This is a genomic window from Taibaiella helva (genome assembly GCF_003545695.1).
GTDB lineage: Bacteria > Bacteroidota > Bacteroidia > Chitinophagales > Chitinophagaceae > Taibaiella > Taibaiella helva.
In genome coordinates this window covers 1-21,025 of sequence record NZ_QUZZ01000020.1, presented here as the reverse complement: position 1 = coordinate 21,025, position 21,025 = coordinate 1, and the positions used below count along the sequence as shown (strand labels likewise).

General features: G+C 49.0%; 25 protein-coding genes, 1 tRNA gene and 1 pseudogene. 17 read left to right on the top strand and 10 right to left on the bottom strand.

What is annotated here, in order from left to right; translation table 11 throughout:
• The 3 genes from DZC79_RS20715 to DZC79_RS20705 all read left to right on the top strand — a co-directional run.
• A partial coding sequence (locus DZC79_RS20715; RefSeq protein ID WP_317124964.1) for an RHS repeat-associated core domain-containing protein occupies positions 1–1,130 on the top strand: 1,130 nt, incomplete at its 5' end.
• Between the two features lie 9 nt (positions 1,131–1,139).
• Positions 1,140–1,514, top strand: coding sequence for a hypothetical protein (locus DZC79_RS20710; RefSeq protein ID WP_118953534.1), 375 nt, complete (start codon positions 1,140–1,142; stop codon positions 1,512–1,514).
• Positions 1,515–1,944: 430 nt separating this feature from the next.
• A complete protein-coding gene (locus DZC79_RS20705) occupies positions 1,945–3,063 on the top strand; it encodes an NUMOD4 domain-containing protein (protein ID WP_118953533.1) in 1,119 nt (372 codons plus the stop codon).
• Between the two features lie 335 nt (positions 3,064–3,398).
• Here DZC79_RS20705 and DZC79_RS20700 read toward each other — a convergent pair whose 3' ends face one another.
• Positions 3,399–4,100, bottom strand: coding sequence for a hypothetical protein (locus DZC79_RS20700; RefSeq protein ID WP_118953532.1), 702 nt, complete (start codon positions 4,098–4,100; stop codon positions 3,399–3,401).
• A 249-nt stretch (positions 4,101–4,349) separates the two neighbouring features.
• On the opposite strand from DZC79_RS20700, the gene DZC79_RS21405 reads away from it, so the two are divergent.
• Together DZC79_RS21405 and DZC79_RS21940 are read left to right on the top strand one after the other, a co-directional pair.
• A complete protein-coding gene (locus DZC79_RS21405; RefSeq protein WP_157977320.1) occupies positions 4,350–4,502 on the top strand; it encodes a hypothetical protein in 153 nt (50 codons plus the stop codon).
• Between the two features lie 40 nt (positions 4,503–4,542).
• Positions 4,543–5,538: pseudogene (locus DZC79_RS21940) on the top strand (recombinase family protein); the annotation flags it as partial.
• Between the two features lie 532 nt (positions 5,539–6,070).
• Here the strand turns inward: DZC79_RS21940 and DZC79_RS20690 are convergent.
• Positions 6,071–6,144: transfer RNA gene (locus tag DZC79_RS20690), tRNA-Pro, on the bottom strand.
• 194 nt (positions 6,145–6,338) lie between these two features.
• Here DZC79_RS20690 and DZC79_RS20685 point away from each other — a divergent pair.
• Positions 6,339–6,671, top strand: a complete 333-nt coding sequence (locus DZC79_RS20685; RefSeq protein WP_118953531.1) for a hypothetical protein — start codon at positions 6,339–6,341, stop codon at positions 6,669–6,671.
• 58 nt (positions 6,672–6,729) lie between these two features.
• On the opposite strand, the gene DZC79_RS21715 is transcribed toward DZC79_RS20685, so the two are convergent.
• A complete protein-coding gene (locus DZC79_RS21715) occupies positions 6,730–7,104 on the bottom strand; it encodes a DUF6496 domain-containing protein (RefSeq protein ID WP_118953530.1) in 375 nt (124 codons plus the stop codon).
• Positions 7,105–7,319: 215 nt separating this feature from the next.
• On the opposite strand from DZC79_RS21715, the gene DZC79_RS20675 reads away from it, so the two are divergent.
• From DZC79_RS20675 to DZC79_RS20660, 4 genes are read left to right on the top strand one after another with little or no spacing between them, the layout of a single operon-like run.
• Positions 7,320–8,105 (top strand): mechanosensitive ion channel family protein, encoded by a 786-nt coding sequence (locus tag DZC79_RS20675; protein WP_118953529.1) that lies wholly within the window; start codon positions 7,320–7,322, stop codon positions 8,103–8,105.
• Positions 8,106–8,148: 43 nt separating this feature from the next.
• Positions 8,149–8,412 carry a hypothetical protein gene (locus DZC79_RS20670; protein ID WP_157977318.1) on the top strand — a complete coding sequence of 88 codons (264 nt, stop codon included), beginning with the start codon at positions 8,149–8,151 and terminating at the stop codon, positions 8,410–8,412.
• A 19-nt stretch (positions 8,413–8,431) separates the two neighbouring features.
• On the top strand, positions 8,432–8,617 hold the full coding sequence (locus DZC79_RS20665; RefSeq protein ID WP_118953527.1) for a hypothetical protein: 186 nt from the start codon (positions 8,432–8,434) through the stop codon (positions 8,615–8,617).
• Between the two features lie 31 nt (positions 8,618–8,648).
• On the top strand, positions 8,649–9,065 hold the full coding sequence (locus DZC79_RS20660; protein WP_118953526.1) for a hypothetical protein: 417 nt from the start codon (positions 8,649–8,651) through the stop codon (positions 9,063–9,065).
• On the opposite strand, the gene DZC79_RS20655 is transcribed toward DZC79_RS20660, so the two are convergent.
• The 4 genes from DZC79_RS20655 to DZC79_RS20640 form a co-directional block, all read right to left on the bottom strand.
• Entirely contained in the window at positions 9,062–9,265 is a 204-nt protein-coding gene (locus DZC79_RS20655) for a KTSC domain-containing protein (protein ID WP_118953525.1), read from the bottom strand. The two genes, DZC79_RS20660 and DZC79_RS20655, sit on opposite strands and share 4 nt — an antisense overlap.
• 12 nt (positions 9,266–9,277) lie before the next feature.
• Positions 9,278–12,037, bottom strand: a complete 2,760-nt coding sequence (gene ligD / locus DZC79_RS20650) for a DNA ligase D (protein ID WP_118953524.1) — start codon at positions 12,035–12,037, stop codon at positions 9,278–9,280.
• 36 nt (positions 12,038–12,073) lie between these two features.
• Positions 12,074–12,919, bottom strand: coding sequence for a non-homologous end joining protein Ku (gene ku, locus DZC79_RS20645; RefSeq protein ID WP_118953523.1), 846 nt, complete (start codon positions 12,917–12,919; stop codon positions 12,074–12,076).
• A gap of 136 nt (positions 12,920–13,055) precedes the next feature.
• A complete protein-coding gene (locus DZC79_RS20640) occupies positions 13,056–14,285 on the bottom strand; it encodes an RNA polymerase sigma factor (protein WP_118953536.1) in 1,230 nt (409 codons plus the stop codon).
• Between the two features lie 107 nt (positions 14,286–14,392).
• Here DZC79_RS20640 and DZC79_RS20635 point away from each other — a divergent pair, with 107 nt between their 5' ends.
• The gene (locus DZC79_RS20635; protein ID WP_118953522.1) at positions 14,393–15,151 is read left to right on the top strand and encodes a class I SAM-dependent methyltransferase; all 759 of its coding nucleotides are present in this window, start codon (positions 14,393–14,395) and stop codon (positions 15,149–15,151) included.
• A gap of 2 nt (positions 15,152–15,153) precedes the next feature.
• Here the strand turns inward: DZC79_RS20635 and tmk are convergent, their stop codons facing one another.
• Both tmk and DZC79_RS20625 read right to left on the bottom strand, forming a co-directional pair.
• Positions 15,154–15,786, bottom strand: coding sequence for a dTMP kinase (gene tmk / locus DZC79_RS20630; protein ID WP_118953521.1), 633 nt, complete (start codon positions 15,784–15,786; stop codon positions 15,154–15,156).
• Positions 15,787–15,854: 68 nt separating this feature from the next.
• Positions 15,855–16,184 (bottom strand): hypothetical protein, encoded by a 330-nt coding sequence (locus DZC79_RS20625; RefSeq protein ID WP_118953520.1) that lies wholly within the window; start codon positions 16,182–16,184, stop codon positions 15,855–15,857.
• 126 nt (positions 16,185–16,310) lie between these two features.
• Between DZC79_RS20625 and DZC79_RS20620 the strand changes: the two genes are divergently transcribed.
• From DZC79_RS20620 to DZC79_RS20610, 3 genes are all read left to right on the top strand, one after another.
• Entirely contained in the window at positions 16,311–16,982 is a 672-nt protein-coding gene (locus DZC79_RS20620) for a TetR/AcrR family transcriptional regulator (protein WP_118953519.1), read from the top strand.
• Positions 16,983–17,064: 82 nt separating this feature from the next.
• Positions 17,065–17,769 carry a DUF2461 domain-containing protein gene (locus DZC79_RS20615; protein ID WP_118953518.1) on the top strand — a complete coding sequence of 235 codons (705 nt, stop codon included), beginning with the start codon at positions 17,065–17,067 and terminating at the stop codon, positions 17,767–17,769.
• A gap of 40 nt (positions 17,770–17,809) precedes the next feature.
• Complete coding sequence (locus tag DZC79_RS20610; protein WP_118953517.1) at positions 17,810–18,541, top strand: DUF92 domain-containing protein; 732 nt, start codon at positions 17,810–17,812, stop codon at positions 18,539–18,541.
• Positions 18,542–18,650: 109 nt separating this feature from the next.
• On the opposite strand, the gene DZC79_RS20605 is transcribed toward DZC79_RS20610, so the two are convergent.
• Positions 18,651–19,100 (bottom strand): SRPBCC family protein, encoded by a 450-nt coding sequence (locus DZC79_RS20605; RefSeq protein ID WP_118953516.1) that lies wholly within the window; start codon positions 19,098–19,100, stop codon positions 18,651–18,653.
• Between the two features lie 330 nt (positions 19,101–19,430).
• On the opposite strand from DZC79_RS20605, the gene DZC79_RS20600 reads away from it, so the two are divergent.
• From DZC79_RS20600 to DZC79_RS20590, 3 genes are all read left to right on the top strand, one after another.
• Positions 19,431–19,778, top strand: a complete 348-nt coding sequence (locus tag DZC79_RS20600) for a hypothetical protein (RefSeq protein WP_118953515.1) — start codon at positions 19,431–19,433, stop codon at positions 19,776–19,778.
• A 235-nt stretch (positions 19,779–20,013) separates the two neighbouring features.
• Positions 20,014–20,427: a DoxX family membrane protein gene (locus tag DZC79_RS20595; RefSeq protein WP_118953514.1), complete on the top strand. Its 414-nt coding sequence runs from the start codon at positions 20,014–20,016 to the stop codon at positions 20,425–20,427.
• Positions 20,428–20,454: 27 nt separating this feature from the next.
• Positions 20,455–20,901: a carboxymuconolactone decarboxylase family protein gene (locus DZC79_RS20590; RefSeq protein ID WP_118953513.1), complete on the top strand. Its 447-nt coding sequence runs from the start codon at positions 20,455–20,457 to the stop codon at positions 20,899–20,901.
• Positions 20,902–21,025 lie beyond the last annotated feature (124 nt).

Sequence of the window (21,025 nt, the reverse complement as noted above, 5' to 3'; positions counted from 1 at the left end):
GGGCCCGGATGATCCCCACCAACGGGTATTTAGCTGTATATTTGAACAGCCGCTGGCGCGACCTGAGCTGTGCCTCCTGCAGCAATGTGTTCTTTGACCGGGTGGTGCTGGAGATCGCCAAAGGCAGCCTGCTGGAGGAGAACCATTACTACCCGCACGGGCTGCCGGTCAAAGCCTTGAGCAGCACCGCACAAGGCGTAAAAGACAACAGAAGAAAATACCAAAGCAACGAATACATCAAAGACCTTGGGCTGAACTGGATGGACTTCAACGCCCGGCAGTACGACCCGCAGATCGGCAGGTTCCTGGCGGTGGACCCCCTGGCTGATGAGGAAGGACAGCAGGTGTTCTCGCCTTATGCGGCTATGGGTAATGCGCCGGAGAGCATGGTGGATCCGAATGGGACAATGATTGCGCAAGCCAGTATGAAAGAATGGAACCGTCAAAGAGAACGGATTGTGGCAAGACGAGATGATATTCAATCTTCTATAGATGACTTCAATAAAAGAGCGGCGGCTAAGGGTTGGAGTGCAGAAAAGTTGAGAAGTAAGATAGATGAATTGGTAGAGAAAAAAGATATTTTGGATAAAGCTTTAGGTGAAATGGATAAAATGGCGGATCTTAGTAATAGCCAAGTTTATAGCTTACAGACTATTCAACCTACAGATGACGGGGGACTACATCTTGATTTGTCAAATAATCAAATAGTGATATCCTATGCGGGAACTGCAAATTTTCTACATGAAACTGTTCATGCGGCACAATTTGAAGCAGGGGACATTGCATTTGATAAAGCGACAGGAGCAACAGTTGGCCACGATATTTATGATGAAGTATCGGCGTATAAGGTTCAGTATGCGTATAGCTCTTCCTCTGTGAAGGGATTATCTTCTACTAGTAGCATAACTTCCCTCGCCTCTATAACTTCACAATGGGTACAGGGGATAACAAATGCTGCTGGGGAAAAACCATATAGCATTGGAGGAAAAAACAGAGTTGGTTTGATTTCGATAAATATTAATTCAACACTAAATGATTTGATGAAAGCTTATCCTTCAGCTATTTCTGCCCTTCAAAATCTCCCTGCTTATTACAACTTAAAATTAGATCCACACGTTTACCATAAATAGAGCTTAATCATGAAATACGTTATTATAGCATTGTTGTCCCTGTGTGTATCGTGTGCTACTCTTAAAAAAGAAAATACACGACGGGCAGTCAATGGCACTTATTATAAACAATTCAAAGATGGTTTGAACTACACGCTGACGATCAATTCTGACAGCACGTTTGAGTATAGGATTAAGGGTGGCCATATCCCACATAGCGGTTCGCAATGCAAGGGAAAGTGGACGCAGTCAGAAGATACGATTTATTTAAAATGCTTTGATGAGGATTTTCCTTCTCCAATTGCAAGTGGGTATATGGTAGAAAGAGAGAGGAAAGCTATTCTTTTAAAAAGTGATAAAATCAAAATGGACAATATTACTTTAAGGCTGATTGATAGATTATAGTTCTCCAGTCGGATACCGCATATGCTGCGATCAAGAGACCCAATTTCGCGCAAGTATACGTTAGTTTAAAAAGAAAAAGGTTCAAGAATGTGGTATAGCATTGTGCGGCAGTGTTCTTGGACCATTTTGGTTTATGAGTTACAAGGTGCAATTGCGAGCATTGATCCGCTGGCGCACGACCTCTTCGTGTACCTTCGTCACCATAGAAAAGCTACTTTCTTAAGATAAGCCTAATGAAGATCATACATTTCTTATGAAATGGCTTTTAAAGAGTGTATGGCCATTGGAGCCAATCTAATAATGTACTGAAATGTAAGCGACAGTCTGGGGACTTTATGTTCCGAATAGGAATGGAAAGTCTCATTTAAGATATTTTGTTCAAAGAAACGTAGAAATGAATTTGACCTGATAGTACTCAAATTTTCTATAATTGGATTCATACCCATATCAAAATTTGTCGTTAGCCGATATTGAAGGCGAGATTTGGAAGCCTGTACCAGGCTTTGAGGGATACTATGCTATTTCTTCAGTGGGGCGAATTAAATCGCTACAGCGGACGCGGGTACTGCATCATGGCGGTATTCAACCTATTGCGGCAAAAATCTTGCGACAAAAGTGCTCTGTAGTAAGAAATAAAACAGTAAATGAAGACCTCAAAACGCTATTAACCTCTCTTAATCTCGATGGCGTTAAATACTGCTTTTCTGTTGGACGGTTGGTCTATCATGCCTTTATTGCGCCCATTGAACTAAAGGATAGGAAGATTCTAATCAGCTATAAAGACGGTGATGGGTTAAACCTGCATTTTCAAAATCTTATTGCTACCAATATCGGTGAATTGCGTAACAAATCCTATGAAAATGGACGTTTTAAAAGTCCTTTCCGCAAACCTGTCAGCCAGTTTGACTCAAAGGGTAATCTTATTGCTCAATATGCGAGTAGTTATGAAGCAGGGAGAAAAAATGGCTTCAATGAAAGAGCTATTGCTGACGCCGCAAGCGGCCACAGCATTTTATACAAGGGTTTTGTATGGCAGCAGGGCAAAAGCAAAAAACTGAAAAAAAGCCTCCTCTCTCCACAATCAGGATCAATAATTAATGCTTCCCTGAAATTGACAAAGAAGGAGCAAAAGTCTATAGGAGCAGTAGCGAATCTGTCTTTAAAAAGTATGGATGGTGAGTTATGGAAAGATATTCCAGGCTATGAAGGATTATACCGGGTTTCAAACTTCGGAAGGGTAAAAGCGCTGGCCAAAGTATCAGTGGGTGCATTAAAAAAATGGTATCCTGAAGTTATAAAGAAGCTAACGCCGGCCAATAAGAAAACGACTCCAGAAGACTCCAGATCGACTTTGTGCGTTACCTTATCCAAAGCTCATAAAAAAAAGTCCCTTTTTGTTGCCAGATATGTGTACCTACTTTTTGTTGAAGCTTTTGACCTAAAAGACCGTTCAATGCGGATTTACTATAAAGACGGCAATCAATACAACCTGCATTATAAGAATCTATTGCTTAAAAATGCCAGCTGGTCAATTAACCAACAGACGTAGGATTCAGAAAATTTTTTTCCGCTACCAAAGCTACCGACTTCGGAGGTAGCTTAAAGCCCCCGGCAGGGCAAGTTGTTTTGAGGCACTGGGACAGTTTTGAGGCACTCAAAACACAACTTGCTGTTATCGGGTGATAACAGAATCCGCCCTTCGGGACGGATTAAGTAATAAGCAAAAATAACTGAATCGTTCCTGGTACATACATACGTCCCTACGTCTGTGTGGTTGGCTGTATCTATAACCGCATTCAAATTGATGCATGCAGTGAGACTGCTGTATTAAAGTAGGTACTTGGGACAGTAAGTGAGTAAGCAGCTAACTAGCCATCTTTACAACTACGACTTCAGCCATTTTTCTATGAATAGCATTACTTCTGCCGGATTCCGTTTCGGGTAGTATTTTTTTAGAAAGTCAGCAAACTTATCCTTGGTATCCCCCGCCTCCCATTCCATCACCGACAGGCTAAGCATGGGCCACCTTTTTGTTTGCAGCATGAACTCGTACAGGGGTAGATATGGAGGAGCATAATAAAAGGAATTTTCAATCATTTCATTATAGAGTGGTTTTGCCAAAGCTCTCTTTAGGTCCTGTATCACATCATAGACAAGGCGGAATCTGCTGCCCTCTCTTATTACAGGGGCCAAAGTTGGCATTCCCTTATCTTGGAAAAAGGTGTACAGGTAATCAAGAAACCCTTCCTCCATAACATCACAAAGATCTTTACTGTAATAGGCGTACTCATCTTTAAACAAGTCTAGGGAAAAGCTATTCAGGTTTTTGTTGATAATAAAATCTATCAGCTCATTCTCTTTTGCAGTGATCTGCTCCAGCGTAGGCCCACCCTGTAGGCCCGCTACCGACAAGTAATATTTACTCTTAGAGAAAAGTTCAAAATAGTAGCTTTTGAAAAAAATGCTTTTCCGGGCAAACGTGATCTGGACGTATAAAGGGTAAGTTGCCTTACCATGAAGATTTACCTCTTTCAACCTTTCGTTGAAATACACCTTATAAAATACGCTGTATGTTTCCTTACCCATTTTGCACTGATTTGTATCAGTTTGGTACAATCAAATTTCGCAAATAGTGAAATAGTATTGCAAACTGAATAAAATTGGATCAAATATAGTCAAAACTGCTCAAAGCCTTTACCATCGGTCATTTTGTTAAAATTTGGTACAAATATAAATTTTGCTTTGGTAATTTAAAATATACCAAAGCAAATAATTAACTTAGCACTAAGCCAACCACACGCAGGGGCTAAACTTTATAAAAACAAGGGAGGGAAAATGGAGCAGTTAAGACCTGAACAGGCTGCGGCATTATTAAAGGAAAACGGGATTGAAGTGTCCCCGGAAGAAGCGGCGATCATACTTGAAGTACTAAGAATGTTAGCAATTATGGTGATAAGTCAGCATCTTGAAAAAAGACTTAGGGCATAACTTTGAAAAGCCGGATTAAATCATTTAAACAAAAGAAGGAATGAAAACAGGGGAATTAATAGCCGATCTATACATAAGAGTAAGCACGGACGAGCAAGCCGAAAAAGGTTACTCCCAGCGCAGCCAGGAAGAGCTATTGCGTAAGTACTGCTCCATTAACGATATTACGATCCGCAAGGTGATCTTTGAAGATCATTCCGCAAAGACCTTTAACCGCCCGGAATGGAAAGCCTATCTGACCGACCTGCGCAAGCATAAAGGAAAGGCTGATCGGGTATTGTTTTTGAAATGGGACAGGTTTAGCCGCAATGCTCCCGATGCCTACCAAATGATTAATACTCTGAACAAGCTGGGCATTGAGCCGCAAGCCATCGAGCAACCACTTGACCTATCCATACCGGAGAATAAAATTATGCTGGCGTTTTACCTTACGGCTCCCGAGGTTGAGAATGACCGCCGGTCCCTAAACGTCCGCCATGGAATGCGCCGCGCCAAAAAAGAAGGCCGTTATATGGGACTGGCACCCGTTGGTTATATCAACAGGACGGATGAATCAGGTCGTAAATTTATAGCACCTTATGAGCCCCTGGCCGGCATTATGCGGTGGGTCTTTGACGAAATTGCCAAAGGCGTGTATAATACTGAACAAGTCTATAAAATGGCCAAAGAAAAAGGTTTTACAAGCACCAAAAGCCTGTTCTGGTTTGCTATCCGGAACCCGGTCTATTGTGGTAAGATTTATATACCCAAGCATAAAGATGAGGAAGCCCGATTTGTAAAAGGGCAACATGAGCCGCTGATTAGTGAAGCCTTGTTTTATGATGTACAAGATATATTGGACGGCAGGAAAAGAGGACAATACCGCCTGAAAGTGGCATCAAATGCAACCTTACCACTTAGAGGGTTCCTAATTTGTCCTAAGTGTGGCAAAATACTAACCGGCAGCGCATCTAAAGGGCATACAAAATACTATTCTTACTATCACTGTTACCTGGGCTGTAACTACAGGCAACCGGCAGATGCAATAAACCAGCAATTCGTTCGTGAATTGCGTAAATATATGCCCCGTCCTGAAATGGGCGCACTGTATAAGGCAGTTCTTGAGGAAAACTGGAAGAAGCAGACCTCACATTCCCAGCAAGAGAAACAGCAGCTCCAAAAACAGATATCGACTTATGAAAGCAAGATTTCTTACATCAGGGAACTGCTGGCCTCGCAGCAATTAGAGCCGGATGATTTCCGGGAAATGAAATCAGGTTATGTCCAAAAGATTGAGCGGTTACAGGCCAAACTAAATGGACTTTCCGGCGATGATGTCAACATTAAAGACCTTTTGAATAAAGGCATAGACACTCTTCTGAGGCTGGATTACATTTATGAAACTGCGGACATTGAGAAGAAGCGGGAACTGATTAGTTCGATATTCCCCGAAAAGCTCCATTTTGAGAGTAACACAGTTCGAACTGGGCGGGTCAATGAAGCCGTGAAGTTTATTTATATGATAGACAGTAAAATAGGGCGTAAAAAAAACGGACAAAATGAAAGTACTTCCATTTTGTCCGCTCAAGTCGGGATGACAGGATTCGAACCTGCGGCCTCGTCGTCCCGAACGACGCGCGCTACCGGGCTGCGCTACATCCCGAACGGGCGGCAAAAATAAGGCCTGGCGGTCAGATTTCAAAAGTTTTTCCTGAAAACGACCTGGAGGTGGCCCGGATATCAATTTCCGGAAAGAAAAAAAGATTGCGGGTTTTTGTCCTGAATTTTGATCCTCGGTTGTCATAAAGGTGAAAGGGTATCAAACCCAGTTTTCTCAAGATATAAAATGCTGAACCGATGATCACAGTACAAGTCACCTATACGGTAAATCCCGAATTTGCGATGCGCAACAAGCAGAACATCCAGCGCTTTTTGGCCGATTTCAGGAAGATGGATGCTTCTGCCTTCTGGTACCATATCTCCCTGATGGAGGACGGCGTTACTTTCATGCATTTTTCCACTTACCGCAACGAGCAGATCCAGCAGGAGGTGCTGAATGTGCCATCCTTCAAGGCTTTCCAGAAGGAACGGGACGACAGCGGCCTCAATGGTACGCACGCGGTAAGGGTATTGCAATTCGTAGGCGCTTCTTCCGATAAGCTGGTGCCTGGCCAAGTAGAAAATGAATAAGGAGGGCAATTACCCTCCTTATGATTAATGTATTTGAAAGCGGTATATGCAACAGGTATTATCCTCTTTTACGGGCGGCGGTTTTCTTTGCGGCGGATTTTTTAGGAGCGCTCTTTTTCTTTGCTGCTGCCTTTTTGGGCGCCGCTTTCTTTTTTGCCGCTGTTTTCTTCGGTGCTGCCTTCTTCTTGGCCGCCGCCTTTTTCGGTGCTGTCTTCTTCTTTGCTGCCGCTTTTTTGGGTGCGGACTTTTTCTTGCCCGCTGCTTTCTTCGGTACCTTGGCGCCGGCTTCGCGGGCTTCGGAAAGCCCGATGGCAATGGCCTGCTTACGGCTCGTCACTTTCTTGCCGGAACGGCCGCTTTTTAGCTTGCCTTCATGCATTTCGTGCATAGCACGCTCCACTTTTTTGCCTGCTTTTTTGGAATATTTAGCCATGTCCTGGTGGTTTAATGATTAACGATGGGTAGCTGTCACTTATGCTAGGCATAACAGGCGCCGTGCATAAAGGATGACGCAGAGGCGTTAAACAATATTTAAAAAGGAAGGCCGTAACGCATTGCGTTTCTGTCCTGTTAAAGCCGCTGCAGCGGGAAACAAAAAGGGCGGGGGGCTGTTGTGTAGAGACCAATAAACCAAAAGGGATCGGATACATGGATGCAGAGAAATGGCTCAACCGGGTCTATGAATGGCTTATGCTGAAAGGCCCCGGGTTCTTACTGGCCTTGCTGGTGCTCATCATCGGCTTATGGCTCATCAAAGTTGCCGGCCGCTATTTGTCGCAAGTGATGATGAGAAGGAATGTCAACGCCTCGCTAAGGCCTTTCCTGGTCAGCCTGGCGGTGATTGCGCTGCGGGTGTTGCTGCTGCTGGCCTTCATGCAGATCGCAGGTATTACGATGACTATTTTCGCTGCTTTGCTGGCGTCGATGGGTGTGGCGGCAGGATTGGCTTTGTCGGGAACCCTGCAGAATTTTGCCAGTGGCGTGCTGATCCTTTTTCTCAAGCCCTTCCAGGTAGGCGACAACATTATCGCCCAGGGCAACGAAGGAACCGTTACGGAGATCAGGATATTCTATACGATCGTCACCACCTTCGACAACAGGACGGTGATCATCCCGAACAGCAAACTGTCCAACGAGGTTATTGTGAATGTAAGCATATCGGGCAACCGGAGGCTGGATATAGAACTCAAGTTCAATAACAATATACCTTATGAGGAAGTAAAGAAAGAGATGGAGCAGGCGATAACGGACGCGGGTAATATCCTGCACGATCCACCGAAGAGGATCGGCATCTCCTCGCTGGAGCCTGATGGCTACAAGGTCATGCTGAACCTGTGGATACAGGCGCATGGTTTTATGGATACAAAGATGGCTTTCCAGGAACGATTGATGAACCGGCTTAAGGCATCGGGGCTGAAGCTGCCGGGCATGTGATCCTGCCAGGGATGAGCAATAGTTAAACGTAAATCTTTTGCGAATGAAACCGGACCATAATTTTTGGGGACAAATGGCTGCAGCCTTCTGTATACTGCTGCTTACTGCCTGCAATGCCTCCGACTCCGTGAGCCATTATGAGCAGAGCGACAGCGCCACTGGTCCCAGGATCGACCACGAGCACGAGCAGGCGCCGCCCCTGGTCGATACGTGCCAGACACCCGCCGATACCGCAAGAGACAGCCTGAGCCGCCGGAGCATTGCACCGCCGGGAGCTACAGACACCTCGAAGCTGAACATTCAATAACATACACAACAAAGCGATTATGGACAAGCACAAACAAGACCGGGAAAAGGATAAGCCGGAAGAGAAGGACCCCACCCGGAAATACGACAAGGAGTACCCTGAGAACGGGAACAATAATAGCGCCGGTAAAGAAGAAGACGGCACGTTGCCCAACCGGCCGGCTAAGAACGCGGAACGGAAGGCGCCGGAAGAGGATCAGGACTGATCCTGCATTGTGTTACCTTAATCCTGCATCTATGGAACTGTTGCGTAAAGAGGCGGGCGTGATCGAGCTGACCATACAGGGCAACTGTAACGGACCGCACGCCACCATGCAAACCGACTATAACTACGAGCTGATCGTCGATCCCCTGCTCAACAAGCCGGCATTCGTGCTCAATGCCGAAGCGAAGATCCTGTATTCCCCTCAGGACCATATCCTGTTCAAAGCCTTTGTGATCTTTATCTATGACCAATCGGAAGAAGGGGACCAACTGAGCGGCAGCGAGCTGAAAGCGGCGGCGCGCGAGGGGCGCAGCATTATGAACACGTTGATGCATGGCCGGCTCAGTCCTTTGCATATCGCGAAGCTCCTGGATCTGCCCGAACCTGAAGCGGCCACAGAGCAGGAAACCCTGGATACCTTGCTGGCAGCGGGGATGCGGCTGAATTAATTTTCATCCAGCCTTTTGAACATGTAATGGTCCTTGATGAATTTATTCAGGAATTTGCCTTTGGATCGCGCCTTAAGCATACGTGCATACAGCTCCGGCGGTACCTCGTAATACGCATAAACGGCGCCGGACAGGAAGGTAATGGTGAGCACCTGCCGGTTTTCATCATAGGCGGTATGAGCGATTACGGTAGAGGGCATGGTTCCGGCGCTTCAGTCTTCTGGCAGGGCGATTTTCTTCAGGTCGATTCCCTTGCCCAGCACGGGTTTGAACAGATCTCCCCTTGCTTTGATCAGGCGGGGCACATTCTTTAGCGTAAAATCCTTCATCTTCAATCCTTTTTTTACTTCGTCCCAATCCAGTGGCATTGATACCGTAGCGCCCGGCTTGGGGCGAAGGGAGTAAGGCGCGGCAAGCGTGGCCTGCGGCCGGTTTTGCAGATAGTCGATATAGATCTTCCCTTTGCGGTTTCGGGTCATGCGTTCAATGCTGGTGAACTCTTTCAGCTGCAGCTGCACCTGGGTAGCGACAAATTTGGCCAGTAGCTGGCTTTGGTCGTAGGAGTATTGCGCACCCAGGGGAATATAGATATGTATCCCGGTAGAGCCCGATGTTTTGCAGTACCCTTTTATCTTCAGCTGTTCCAGCACAGCGTGAATGGCGCGGGCCACTTCGATCACCTGTTCGAAAGTGTTACCCTTGTCGGGATCGATATCCAGGGCGCACCAGTCGGGCTGTTCCGGGCTGGCCGTGCGGCTGTTCCAGGGATTCATCTCTATAGTGCCCAGGTTAGCCATGTACAGCAGGCCGGTTTCGTCGCCGCCTACCAGGAATTCTTTATCCCGGTCTTCATCCGGGGTGCGATAGGGAAAAGTGTGCGCCCAGCCGGGAATGCTTTTGCTGACATCCTTCTGGTAAAAGCTTTTGCCTTTGATGCCATTGGGAAAGCGGTTGAGCGATAGGGGCCTGTCGGTGAGGTAGGGCAGGATATAGGGCGCCATCTGGTAATAATAATTGAGCATATCCCTTTTGCTCAGCTTATCGTCGGGCCAGTAGAGCTTGCTGAGGTGGGTAAATTTAAGCTCGTTGCCTTCTATACGCCGCACCTGGGTTTCCTCTGAAGGGTTGAGCAGGGTCTTCCGGCCGCCTTTTGCAGGTGGTCTCACTATTGCAGCGCTTTTAGCAGCGCTCTTTTTTACCGTCTTGCCGGTGTCGGCTTCTTTTTCCATAACCACTTCTTTTGCTTTTTTATCGCTGCGCAGGGCGATGAAGGAAGGATGCCGGAATACCCCGTCATCCGTTACTTCGGTAAAGTTGATTTCAGCCACCAGCGCAGGTTTCAGCCAGGTAACCGAGGCATGCGGCGGGTTGGGCCGGAATCGGGAAGGTTTGTTATAATCGGGGATAATGTTGAAAGGGCTTTTCTTTACCATCAGCGGTTTGAACTGACGCATCATTTCCTGCTGCAGCTTATCGTTGAATCCCGTACCCACTTTCCCGGCATAGCGTAGCTGGTCGCCGTCGAATACGCCCAGCAGCAGCGAGCTGAAGAGCTTCGGTGTATCATCATTGCGGGTATAGCCCCCGATCACGACCTCCTGGCGCCGCTGGGTCTTGATCTTAAGCCAGTCGCGGCTGCGTTCGCCCGGCAGGTAAATACTGTCGGAACGTTTGGCGATAATGCCTTCCAGGCCCAGCTTCCCGGCGGATTGAAAGAAATCTTTCCCTCTTTCTCTTACGGTGATGCCCATGCATATCAGGCCTTCTTCCGGTACCAGCGAGGTCAGTATGGCCTTCCGTTCATGCAAGGGAAGATCTGTCAGCAGCCGGCCGTCCAGCCATAGCAGGTCGAAGACATAGTACAGCAGCGTGCCGTCGGCCTCGCTGCGCCAGTTTTGCAGACCCGCGAAACTGGCCAGGCCCTTGTCGTTCACCACCACGATCTCTCCATCAACCACGGCATCTATACCCCATGCGGCAACGGCATCGTAAACAGGGTAAAATTTCTCGTTAAAGGATTTATTGTTGCGCGATCTCAGCTCGGCAGTCTTGTTATTCATCAGCGCAAGCGCCCTGTAGCCGTCCCATTTGATCTCATATTCCCAGTCTTCACCATCGAAAGGCTCATCTACAAGCGTGGCCAGCATAGGTTGCAGGTTTTTGGGAAATGGCGCTTTTGTACCCTGTTCCCATAGCGCGGTGATGTCGGCCTGCGCGGCAGCGTCTGCGTCTGCATCTGCTTTGCTTTTTTTGACGGTCTTTCGGGATGCTGCTTTTTTTGCCGCTGTTTTTTTTGCTGCAGTTTTCTTTGCCGTAGTTTTTTGGGCTGCGGCTTTCTTTGGCGCTTTCCGGCTTGCTGTAGTCTTTTTAGAAGAGATCCATGTTTTTTGGGAAGTGGCCTCTACTTTAGCAAGCGTTTTTCCCGATTGCACCGATTTATTTTTCAGCGTAATATCCTTTTCGCTGGCATAGCGGTCGCGATGCTTGATCAGCAGCCAGGCATTGTCGCCCATGCCTTTGGTGCGTACCAGCGCAAATTCGCCTTTTAGCTTTTTGCCCTGCATGCGGAACTTCAGCGAGCCTTCTTTCAGCTGCTTCAGCAGCAGACGCTCGCCTTTCAGTCTTGAGCCGGGCTCTTCCAGCGGTTCGTAAGTGCCTTCATCCCATACGATCACGGTGCCGGCGCCATAATTGCCTTCGGGTATGATCCCTTCGAAATCTTTATAATCGTAAGGATGATCCTCCACCATCATCGCCAGCCGCTTGACTTCCGGATCGAGCGAAGGGCCCTTGGGTACTGCCCAGCTTTTCAGCACACCTTCCATTTCAAGCCGGAAATCGTAATGCAGGTGCGAGGCATCGTGCTGTTGTATCACAAAATGCAGGGCGCCGCTGCTTCCCTTATGCTTCAGGCCTTTGGGCTCGGCAGTTTCTGTAAAGGAGCGCTTCTGATTATAGGTGCGTAAGCTCATGTCGTCATTGGTTATCGTATGGAGAAAGCAAGAGTGCTAAGCGGTTTTTCTGCGGCGTTTGGTAGCCGGCGCTTTTTTGCGGGGCGCTGTTTTCTTTGCTTTGGGCCGGGAAGGTGCATTTCCCAGGCTGGCTTTCAGCTGTTCCAGCAGGCTGGATACTTCATCCGGTACCTTCGTTTTGGTCTTCACCGGTGCTACCTTCTTGCCTTTGGCCTTGTCCTTGATGAACTTCAGCAATTGGGCAGTGTACTCGTTCTTATACGCGCTGATATCGAAAGAGGCCTTCATGCTGTCGATCAGCGCCGAAGCCATTTTCAGCTCGGCGGGGTTCAGCTTCAGTGAGGTGGGCGGAAACTTGTAATCGTCGAGAGGCCTTATCTCTTCTTCAAAATGAAGCTTGCTCAGCACCAGCGCTCTGTCCAGCACTTTGATCGCGCAGAGCTGCTCTTTATTGCGCATCACAAAGGTACCCATGCCCACTACTCCGGCCTTCTGCATCGCGCCGCGTAGCAGGGCATAAGGCTTGGCATCTTTGGCATCGGGCTCGAGATAATAGGTGGTTTCGTAGTAGATGGGATCGATCTCTTCTTCCTGTACGAAAGAGGTGATGTCGATGCGCTTGGTCTTCTGTGCAGAAGCCTGCTCAAAGTCTTTGTCTTCAAGAATTATATAGTTCCCGTCTACTTTATAGCCTTTTACAATATTGCCCCAGGCTACTTCCTTACCGGTATTTTCGTTCACCCGCTTATACCGTATGTGACTTTTGTCTTTTTTATCGAGCATATCCAGGTCGAGCGAAGATTCGGATATGGCGCTGAAGAGCTTAACGGGGATATTGACCAGGCCAAATGCAATAGTGCCGGTCCAGATCGGTCTTGCCATGTCGCAACGTTTTGTAGAAGAACAAATCTGGCGCAATATGGTTGGCCTTCTTTTGCAGGATAGCTTTGCGGAACACGGTTATCCTGTGTTTCTGCAGGTAAGGTAAATGCAGGGCATAAAGGGGCCTGTTGCCCTTCTATTGTTGTAAGGCTGCTATTTTCGATGCGATCAGGCGCTTTTCGGGGGCCGACCGGGCGAGGCTCATGGCTTGTTCCAGGTGATGGAGGGACTTGCGTTTGTCGCCGTCTTTATACAGCTCTCCCAGCAGGAGATGATAGAGGTGGCTCCCGCCCAGGTTCAGCTGTTCGGCCTCTGCAATGCCTGCTGCTGCCCCTTTGACACGGGCCAATGCATAAGTGCGGTTCAGGGCTGCTATAGGACTGTAATGAATACTGAGCAGGTGATTGTAGAGCTGCAGGATCTGTGCCCATTTGCCGTTCAGGTCAGTTTTTATGGTATGCCAGAAAGCAATGCCTGCCTCCAGGTGATAGCGGGTAACCGTAGCGCCGGTTGCGGCAAGGTTCAGGTAATAATTGCCTTGTGTGATCAGCTCCTGGTCCCAGCTGTGCTCATCCTGCTCTTCGTAAAGGACGATCTCGCCCGAAGCATCGGTACGGGACTCGAAGCGGGAAGCGTGAAAGCACATCAGGGAAAAGAGGGCATTGACCTCGGGCCGGTTGGTCAGCGGGTTGTCGAGCAGCAGTCTGGTCAGGCGCATGGCCTCCCAGCAGAGGTCTTTTCGCAACTGTACATTCTGCGACTGCGAATAATAGCCTTCATTAAACAGCAGGTAGAGCATGGTGATTACGGTATCCATACGCCGGCCGATCTCATCGCGGCCGGGCAGCGCTATGGTCACCGCTTCTGTTCTCAGCTTCTCTTTGGCGCGGAACAGCCGCTTGTTGATCGTCTCTTTGCCTGAGAGGAAGGCATCGGCAATCTCCTCGATACCGAAGCCGCAAAGAATACGCAGCGCCAGCCCTACCTGTGCTTCCTGTCCGATAGCCGGGTGGCAGATGGCAAACATCATTTGCAGCTGGCTGTCTTCGATCGCTTGTTCGGAAAGGTCGATCGTCATTTCTTCCGCTTCTTCCTTAGGCGCGATCTGCGGCGCGATCTTGTCCCGGAACAGGCCGTTTCTTTTGAGATGGTTGATCGCCTTATTCTTGGCCACGAAGTACAGCCAGGCGGTAGGGTTCTCGGGCAAACCCCGAATGCCCCAGGTTTCGGCAGCCAGCAGGAAAGTGTCGCTGGTAATGTCCTCGGCCGTTTCTATATGCGCGATGCCAAACAGCTTGCACAATACCGACACGATCTTGCGGTATTCGTTCCTGAACAGGTGCGGGATCAGTTCATGCTGTTCCATAAAGCAGTAATGGGTATTTCCGGGTTGGCCGGTTTGCTGCTGCAAATTAACAATATCCTGTCTTTCTTTGCGGAGATAAGATATTAATATTGCTGTAAACGCCCCTTATGTCCATCGATCCCACACAACGATTCAGCAACCGCGTCGACGATTATGTACGCTACCGGCCTTCTTATCCAGCGGAGCTAATATCCCGGATGCAAGAGCGCTACGGATGGGATAGTGATACGCTGATTGCCGATATCGGCGCCGGCACCGGTATCTCGAGCCTTTTGTTCCTGGAAGCGGGCTACAAGGTCATTGCCGTGGAACCCAATGATCCTATGCGGGAAAGAGCGGCGGCATTATTACAGGCGTATCCCGGCTTTTCAGTAGGGAAAGGTACTGCAGAGCAAACCGGGCTGGCTACTCATAGCGTGGATGCTATCGTCTGTGCGCAGGCCTTTCATTGGATGGATGCCGCTGCAACGCGGCCGGAATGGGAACGGATATTAAAGCCTGACGGCCCGGTGGTCCTGATCTGGAACGAGCGCCTGATCGAAACGGAATTTGAGAAGGTATACGAGGCGCTGATCCGGACGCATGGCCGGCAATACGTGCGCTTCGATCACCGCAATACAGGAATGAAAGAGATAAAAGCTTTCTTCAGCCCGCAGGCGGTGCAGCTGGATGTCTTTGTCAACCAGCAGATCTTTGACGGTGATGGCCTGAGAGGACGGCTGCTTTCTTCTTCTTATATGCCGGCGGCCGGCGACGAAGGTTACGAAGCGATGATTGCAGACCTGGCAGCGCTCTTTAGCCGGTACCAGGAGAACGGCCACATCATGATCCGTTACGAGACCAAGGTCTATTCCGGGCGATTGTAAGCTCAGTCTATTGCTACCGTTAGCCCGTTTACCGCTGCCAGCACTGCTTCCGATACCTGCTCCGGAGCCTGTCTGCCATCGGCGATAAAGATCCTTTCCTGGTCCTTCAGCTTTTCAAAGGCCTCCATATATTTAGCCCTCACCTGCTTCAGGTTATCCAGTGTCTCGTACAGTTCAGTGCTGGCCCTTCCCTTGCTGATCCTTTCCATGCTGGTCCCGGGATCGATGTCAATATAAATGGTCAGGTCGGGCCGCAGCAGCTGCGCGCTTAGCGCATTGGCAGCGATCACCCAATCCATCGACATATGGGTGCCATGGTAAGCGTAAGAGGAAAAGTAATAACGGTCGGTGATCACGGTATAGCCTTCTTCCAGCTTTTTCAGCAGGCCGTCCTGCTCATGCAGGATATGGTCCAGGCGGTCGGCGACAAAGAGTGCGGCGATGGTCCGGTGATCGGCTTTTTCCTTGTGGGCAAAAATATCGCGGATCAGCTTACCAATGGCGCTGCCTGTGGGCTCGAAAGTGGTGTACACCTTGTGCCCTTGGCTGCTGAGCTTTTCCGCCAATAATTTTACCTGTGTGCTTTTACCGCTGCCGTCGATGCCCTCGAAGGCAATGAAAAGATTTTTCTGCATGTTCGCCTTAAAAATGCAAAGATTGCTTTTTATCCCTAAACGGGCAAACACAATGGGTACCGTAGTATTTAGTGAAGTCCCGAGGTGCTGCCATTGCCGCCAACGATGAGCCTGAAGGCAAGGATCAGCGAGGCTGCGGCCACAGGTAAAACGATCAGCAAAATCAGTAACAGGCGTAGCGTAGGTGTTATGGGTGCACCGTTCCTGCCCCGGCTGATGGGACGCCAGCGCAGGGCTGCAGCAATGGCAGCGATCCAGGCGCTTACTGCCAGGGTCAGGCTGATTTCCTTCCAGCTTGCCGACAAATGCGCTACCGCCTGCACAAAGCTGTAGGGAATCGCGATGGAAAGGCAAATAAAGACGAGGCAAAAGAAGAGATATTCCCGCTTAACATTCATGGTATACAGAAAAGAGAGCGGAAAGTTAAAGGATTATCCGATGGCTGCAACGACACAATTGTTTTCTAACAACTATTTTTTATTTTAACATTGTTAATTATTTTTGCTATCGTTAATTTTATTGAAATGAAAAACAAAGAAATACAGGAGCAGCGCATGAAGGGCTATTTCCTGGAAGCTGCAAAGGAATTGCTGAAGGCGGAGGGTTTGAAAAGCATCAGCGTGCGGAACATTGCAGAGCGAGCTGGGTATTCCTATGCCACCTTGTACAGCTATTTCCGCGACCTGAACGAGCTGATTTTTCTGTGTGTGCAGGATTTTTATGAAGAATGTAAAGAGCAGGTGCAGCAGGTCACAAGGAAAAAGGAAAAGGGTATAAAGAAGCTGAAAGCCGCTATACGTGCCTACGCCGATTTCTTTATCCAGTATCCCGGTATATTTGACCTGTTCTTTACCGAGACCATCGGCAATGCACCCAATAAGAAGCAAGTACTGGAGCTGATCCAGCATTCGCTCGACAGCATCTGCGAAGAAGACTGGCATTACTGCATGAGCTGGGGCCTGCTGCCCGGAGACCGCATCGGGCTGATGAAAAGCCAGCTGCGGCACAGCCTCCTGGGCCTGCTCTTGTTGTACCTGAATCGCAGTACGCCTGCATCCTATGTCGATTTTGTAAGCCGGTTCAATGTGCTGGTCAACGCCATTATCGATGATCACCTGCCGGGAGCGATGGCCGCAGGAAGACAGACCACCGTGAACAATGCTTTGATCTCGGTGAAGATCGGGAACAATAAATAATTGGTTTTTTCAATCGTTGTGTGATAAAATGAAGGCGCCGGCAACGCGGGCGAGGCCTATCTTTGCGGCACAACATCGTATTATGGACCGAAAGGCAAAAGTATCGCCTGTGATACCTCCTTCCAGCTTTGATTTCCTGACCCGGCTGAAAGACAACAACAACCGCGAGTGGTTTCAGGCGCACAAGGATCGCTTCCTGGAGGAGCAGTCCGCGATTGAGGCTTTTGCCGGCGCCCTGCTGGAGCAGCTCAATACGCACGACCAGCTCGAAACACCCGACGGGAAAAGCGCGCTGCAGCGGATCTACCGCGACACCCGCTTCTCCAAAGACAAAACGCCCTATAAAACCTATTGGGGTGGCGGTTTCCGGCGTGCGACCCGTTACCGCAGAGGCGGATATTACTTTCACTTTGAGCCGGGCGGCCGCAGTTTTGCCGGCGGCGGCTTCTGGGGGCCTAATGCTGCCGACCTGAAGCTGATCCGTGAAGATATCGCTTTCGATCCGTCGCCCTTGAATAAGGTGCTGAATAGCCGGAATTTTAAGGCGATCTTTGGCACGCTGCAGGGCGAGCAGCTGAAAAAAGCGCCTCAGGGCTTTGATCCGGCCCATGAAGCAATTGGCTTGCTGCGGTATAAGCAGTTCCTGCTCCGGCGGCCCTTTACCGACGCTGAAGTGCTGGCGCCCTCCTTTCTGAAAGAGGTAGGGCAGACCTATAAGCATATGCGGCCGTTCCTCGATTATATGAGCGGGATACTGGGCGCTGATGCCAATGGCCTGCCACTATAACCGCTTAGCCTGCCGCCCGCTATTTGTTTATCTTTACGTTATGTACCCTGATGGCGCTTTCCTGACCGCTGCTGCCGTGCTTGCTGCCGGGGCTTTTGCCAGCATTAAGCTGCGCAAGCTGACGCCTGCTGCAGGCATTGCTGCTTTCCTGGTAGGGCTGGCCATCTATGCCGGCGGAGGCCTCGCAGGGCTGCTTTCTCTTGCCGTCTTTTTTATCCTGGCTACCCTGGCTACGGCCTACAGGAAACAGGTAAAGGCCAGGTTGTTCCACGAAATACAGCACCAGGAGCGCCGCAAGGTCGGACAGGTACTGGCCAATGGCGGTATTGCAGCGCTGGCTGGCCTTCTGGCCTGTCTTATGCCTCAGCAGCAGGCCTGGTTTACCCTGATGCTGGCCGGCGCTTTATCCTCGGCAACGGCCGATACCCTGGCTTCGGAGCTGGGCATGGTCTACGGACGACGGGCGGTCAATATCCTGAGCTGGAAACGCGAGGCCAGGGGCCTGGATGGCGTCGTAAGCCTGGAAGGTACGCTGACCGGCATAGGCGGCTCCATGCTCATTGCCCTGACCGACGCCCTGGGGAATGATTTCGGACCTCGTTTTGTGATCGTTGTCCTTGCCGGTACCCTGGGTAATCTTGCTGATTCCATACTCGGCGCAGCGCTCGAACGGAAGCATTACGTCAGTAACAATTGGGTAAACACCGTCAATACGCTGGTGGCTGCGCTGGCAGCAGGAGCGATCGGGTACGGCCGGAACGGATGGTTATAATACCGGAGCTTCCCGAACCGCTTTTACCCTGTATCCATTCAATAAAAAATCACCAAAACCCACTATCTATGCGGGTTTGGATGTTCATATGGATATTGCTTTATGCTGATCAGGCATCGGGTATTTCCGGCTCTACCAGCTTGGCCAGCTTTTCCAGCGATTCCTGCCAGCCCAGGTAGCACATGTCGGCCGGTATCATCGGGGGAATGCCTTCCTGGGTAATCTTAATTTCCGTACCGGCGATGCTTTTGCGCAGCCATACGCTGGTAACCATTTCGCCGGGCAGATTGGGATCGTCGAAGGTATCGGTGTATTTCAGGAAAGTGTTGGGCTGAAGCTCAACGTACTTTCCGCCGAAGGAATGGCTGTTGCCCGTAGTGAAATTATGGAACGACATCCTGAAGGTGCCGCCGGTTTCCACGTTCATCTCGTGAACCGTACAGAGGAAGCCGTAGGGCGGAAGCCATGATGCGATGGCGGTCGCCTCAGTGAATGCGCGGTATACTTTTTCGGGTGAAGCTTTCAATACCCGGTGAAGCGAAACATTATTGTCTGACATAACTTATTTTTTTGGTCTCCCTACTCGTATGGCTTTTCGGTTGCGCCCGTTTGTTACAGTGGTCGCTGCTCCACCTGTTGTGCCTTTATAGATTGCTCAACAGGACAAAGGTGAAGCGAAATACGGATAGATGAGGGGGGAGCATACGACAATCTGAAGGGTTACATGCGACTGTCCGGCGTTTGCTGCTGTATAGACCGGAGAATTATTTTTTGTTTGATTGCTGATGTGCAGGTACAAGCTTTGCTTAAAGTAGCGTAACGAAGCGTGTCTCCCGGATTTTTCTATGAAAAAGAATTATCTTAGGGGAAGATCAATACCTGTATCCTTATGATCCTTAAGATTATTAATATAATACTCATCCTGGTCGCTGCAGGCATGGGTCTGAAGCAAGGCTGGGCTATGGCTGCGGGACAGCCGGAGATGATAGCGCTGTTTGGTAAATGGGGTATCGGCAAGGGTGGTGTATTGGTGATGGGTGTAGTTACAATTGCTGCAGCGATCCTTATGCTTTTCCCCCGGACGTTTGTATGGGGTAATTTTTTGATGGCAGCAGGCATTTTGCTGCTCATTTGTTTCCACCTCTCCGACCGGAACATCAAAGGAGTAGCAATAGAGCTACCTTTCTTTTTGCTGAATCTCGCTATTATCTACCTGCAACATCCCCTGAAAAGATGAAAGTGGTGAAGCGCATTCTTTCGCTTTTCATACTGGAAGCGCGGCTGTTTGATGATGCCGTCCCCGGGGATATGAAGCGTGGTTTTTGTCTGAAACGGAACAAGCCGTTGCATGAAGATGCTGCCCGACATTTCTGGTCTTTTTAAAGACCGTCTTATCTACATTTCTTAAACTAGTTCAAGTTTTTTTGAATTTTTGATGGTCAACTTTACATCGTCAACTATAAAATAAGGCGATGGATAAAAAAGCACCACAATTTCCGCAACTGTTTTTACGGATTGCTCTTGCCGTGACAATGCTTTCGGCAGTAGCAGACAGGCTGGGCCTTTGGGGCAGGAATTCAGCCTGGGGCAACTGGGAGCATTTTGAAAAGTACACGGCGCAGCTCACTTTTTTTCTTCCCCCGTTTTTGAGCAGGTGTTCGGCATATGTCGCTACTTTCCTGGAAATAGCCTTACCCATTCTATTGCTTTGTGGCATCAAACTGAAAATAACGGCAACGGCTACAGGGATCCTGCTCCTGATCTTTGCTTTGTCGATGAGCATTTCTTTAGGTATAAAAGCGCCCCTGGATTACTCGGTATGGGTGGGGAGCGCTGCTGCCTTTTTGCTGGCAGCGCAAAAGAAAAATCCATTGCAAGCGAAATAATATTTTTAAAACTCAAATCAAATTAAAATGCAGAAACGAATCAGCATCAGCAATGCGGAACAACCCAAGGCATTCAAGGCAATGCTGGCCCTAGAAGCTTACCTGGCACAGACTTCTATTCCTAAAATGTTGAAGCACCTGATTAAAATTCATGCCTCACAGATCAACGGCTGCGCTTATTGTATCGATATGCATACACAGGAGGCGATTAAAGATGGCGAAAGCATCCAGCGGATCTTCCTGGTCAGTGCCTGGAGGGAAGCCACCAAGTTTTTTACGGAAGAAGAGCAAACTGTTCTGACCATTACCGAAGAGATTACCCTGATCCATCAGCATGGATTGAGCGATGCCACTTACGAAAATGCATTACGCTTTTTCAATGGCAACCAGATCGCAGAGCTGATCATGGCAATAGTTACCATCAATGCGTGGAACCGGATCGCCATCAGCACGCATCAGCAGATTGAACATTGATCCGGATCAATCGTAAAATCTGGGGGATTAGTAAAAAAGCGTTTGCTTTGCGAGCTAAAAAATAACTGTTTTGTCCGATCCGTATTTGGAGCTCATCTCCCTGACCCTACCCGAAGGCCTTCTT

Excerpts from the sequence above, each read along its gene's own strand:
- DZC79_RS20660 (WP_118953526.1), top strand. The coding sequence starts at position 8,649 with ATGGAACTGTTGCGTAAAGAGGCGGGCGTGATCGAGCTGACCATACAG.
- DZC79_RS20685 (WP_118953531.1), top strand. The coding sequence starts at position 6,339 with ATGATCACAGTACAAGTCACCTATACGGTAAATCCCGAATTTGCGATG.
- DZC79_RS20595 (WP_118953514.1), top strand. The coding sequence starts at position 20,014 with ATGGATAAAAAAGCACCACAATTTCCGCAACTGTTTTTACGGATTGCT.
- DZC79_RS20670 (WP_157977318.1), top strand. The coding sequence starts at position 8,149 with ATGAAACCGGACCATAATTTTTGGGGACAAATGGCTGCAGCCTTCTGT.
- DZC79_RS20640 (WP_118953536.1), bottom strand. The coding sequence starts at position 14,285 with ATGGAACAGCATGAACTGATCCCGCACCTGTTCAGGAACGAATACCGC.
- DZC79_RS20605 (WP_118953516.1), bottom strand. The coding sequence starts at position 19,100 with ATGTCAGACAATAATGTTTCGCTTCACCGGGTATTGAAAGCTTCACCC.
- DZC79_RS20700 (WP_118953532.1), bottom strand. The coding sequence starts at position 4,100 with ATGGGTAAGGAAACATACAGCGTATTTTATAAGGTGTATTTCAACGAA.
- DZC79_RS20590 (WP_118953513.1), top strand. The coding sequence starts at position 20,455 with ATGCAGAAACGAATCAGCATCAGCAATGCGGAACAACCCAAGGCATTC.
- DZC79_RS20675 (WP_118953529.1), top strand. The coding sequence starts at position 7,320 with ATGGATGCAGAGAAATGGCTCAACCGGGTCTATGAATGGCTTATGCTG.
- DZC79_RS20635 (WP_118953522.1), top strand. The coding sequence starts at position 14,393 with ATGTCCATCGATCCCACACAACGATTCAGCAACCGCGTCGACGATTAT.
- DZC79_RS20615 (WP_118953518.1), top strand. The coding sequence starts at position 17,065 with ATGGACCGAAAGGCAAAAGTATCGCCTGTGATACCTCCTTCCAGCTTT.
- DZC79_RS20665 (WP_118953527.1), top strand. The coding sequence starts at position 8,432 with ATGGACAAGCACAAACAAGACCGGGAAAAGGATAAGCCGGAAGAGAAG.
- ligD (WP_118953524.1), bottom strand. The coding sequence starts at position 12,037 with ATGAGCTTACGCACCTATAATCAGAAGCGCTCCTTTACAGAAACTGCC.
- DZC79_RS21715 (WP_118953530.1), bottom strand. The coding sequence starts at position 7,104 with ATGGCTAAATATTCCAAAAAAGCAGGCAAAAAAGTGGAGCGTGCTATG.
- tmk (WP_118953521.1), bottom strand. The coding sequence starts at position 15,786 with ATGCAGAAAAATCTTTTCATTGCCTTCGAGGGCATCGACGGCAGCGGT.
- ku (WP_118953523.1), bottom strand. The coding sequence starts at position 12,919 with ATGGCAAGACCGATCTGGACCGGCACTATTGCATTTGGCCTGGTCAAT.
- DZC79_RS20710 (WP_118953534.1), top strand. The coding sequence starts at position 1,140 with ATGAAATACGTTATTATAGCATTGTTGTCCCTGTGTGTATCGTGTGCT.
- DZC79_RS21405 (WP_157977320.1), top strand. The coding sequence starts at position 4,350 with ATGGAGCAGTTAAGACCTGAACAGGCTGCGGCATTATTAAAGGAAAAC.
- DZC79_RS20600 (WP_118953515.1), top strand. The coding sequence starts at position 19,431 with ATGATCCTTAAGATTATTAATATAATACTCATCCTGGTCGCTGCAGGC.
- DZC79_RS20610 (WP_118953517.1), top strand. The coding sequence starts at position 17,810 with ATGTACCCTGATGGCGCTTTCCTGACCGCTGCTGCCGTGCTTGCTGCC.
- DZC79_RS20655 (WP_118953525.1), bottom strand. The coding sequence starts at position 9,265 with ATGCCCTCTACCGTAATCGCTCATACCGCCTATGATGAAAACCGGCAG.
- DZC79_RS20620 (WP_118953519.1), top strand. The coding sequence starts at position 16,311 with ATGAAAAACAAAGAAATACAGGAGCAGCGCATGAAGGGCTATTTCCTG.
- DZC79_RS20625 (WP_118953520.1), bottom strand. The coding sequence starts at position 16,184 with ATGAATGTTAAGCGGGAATATCTCTTCTTTTGCCTCGTCTTTATTTGC.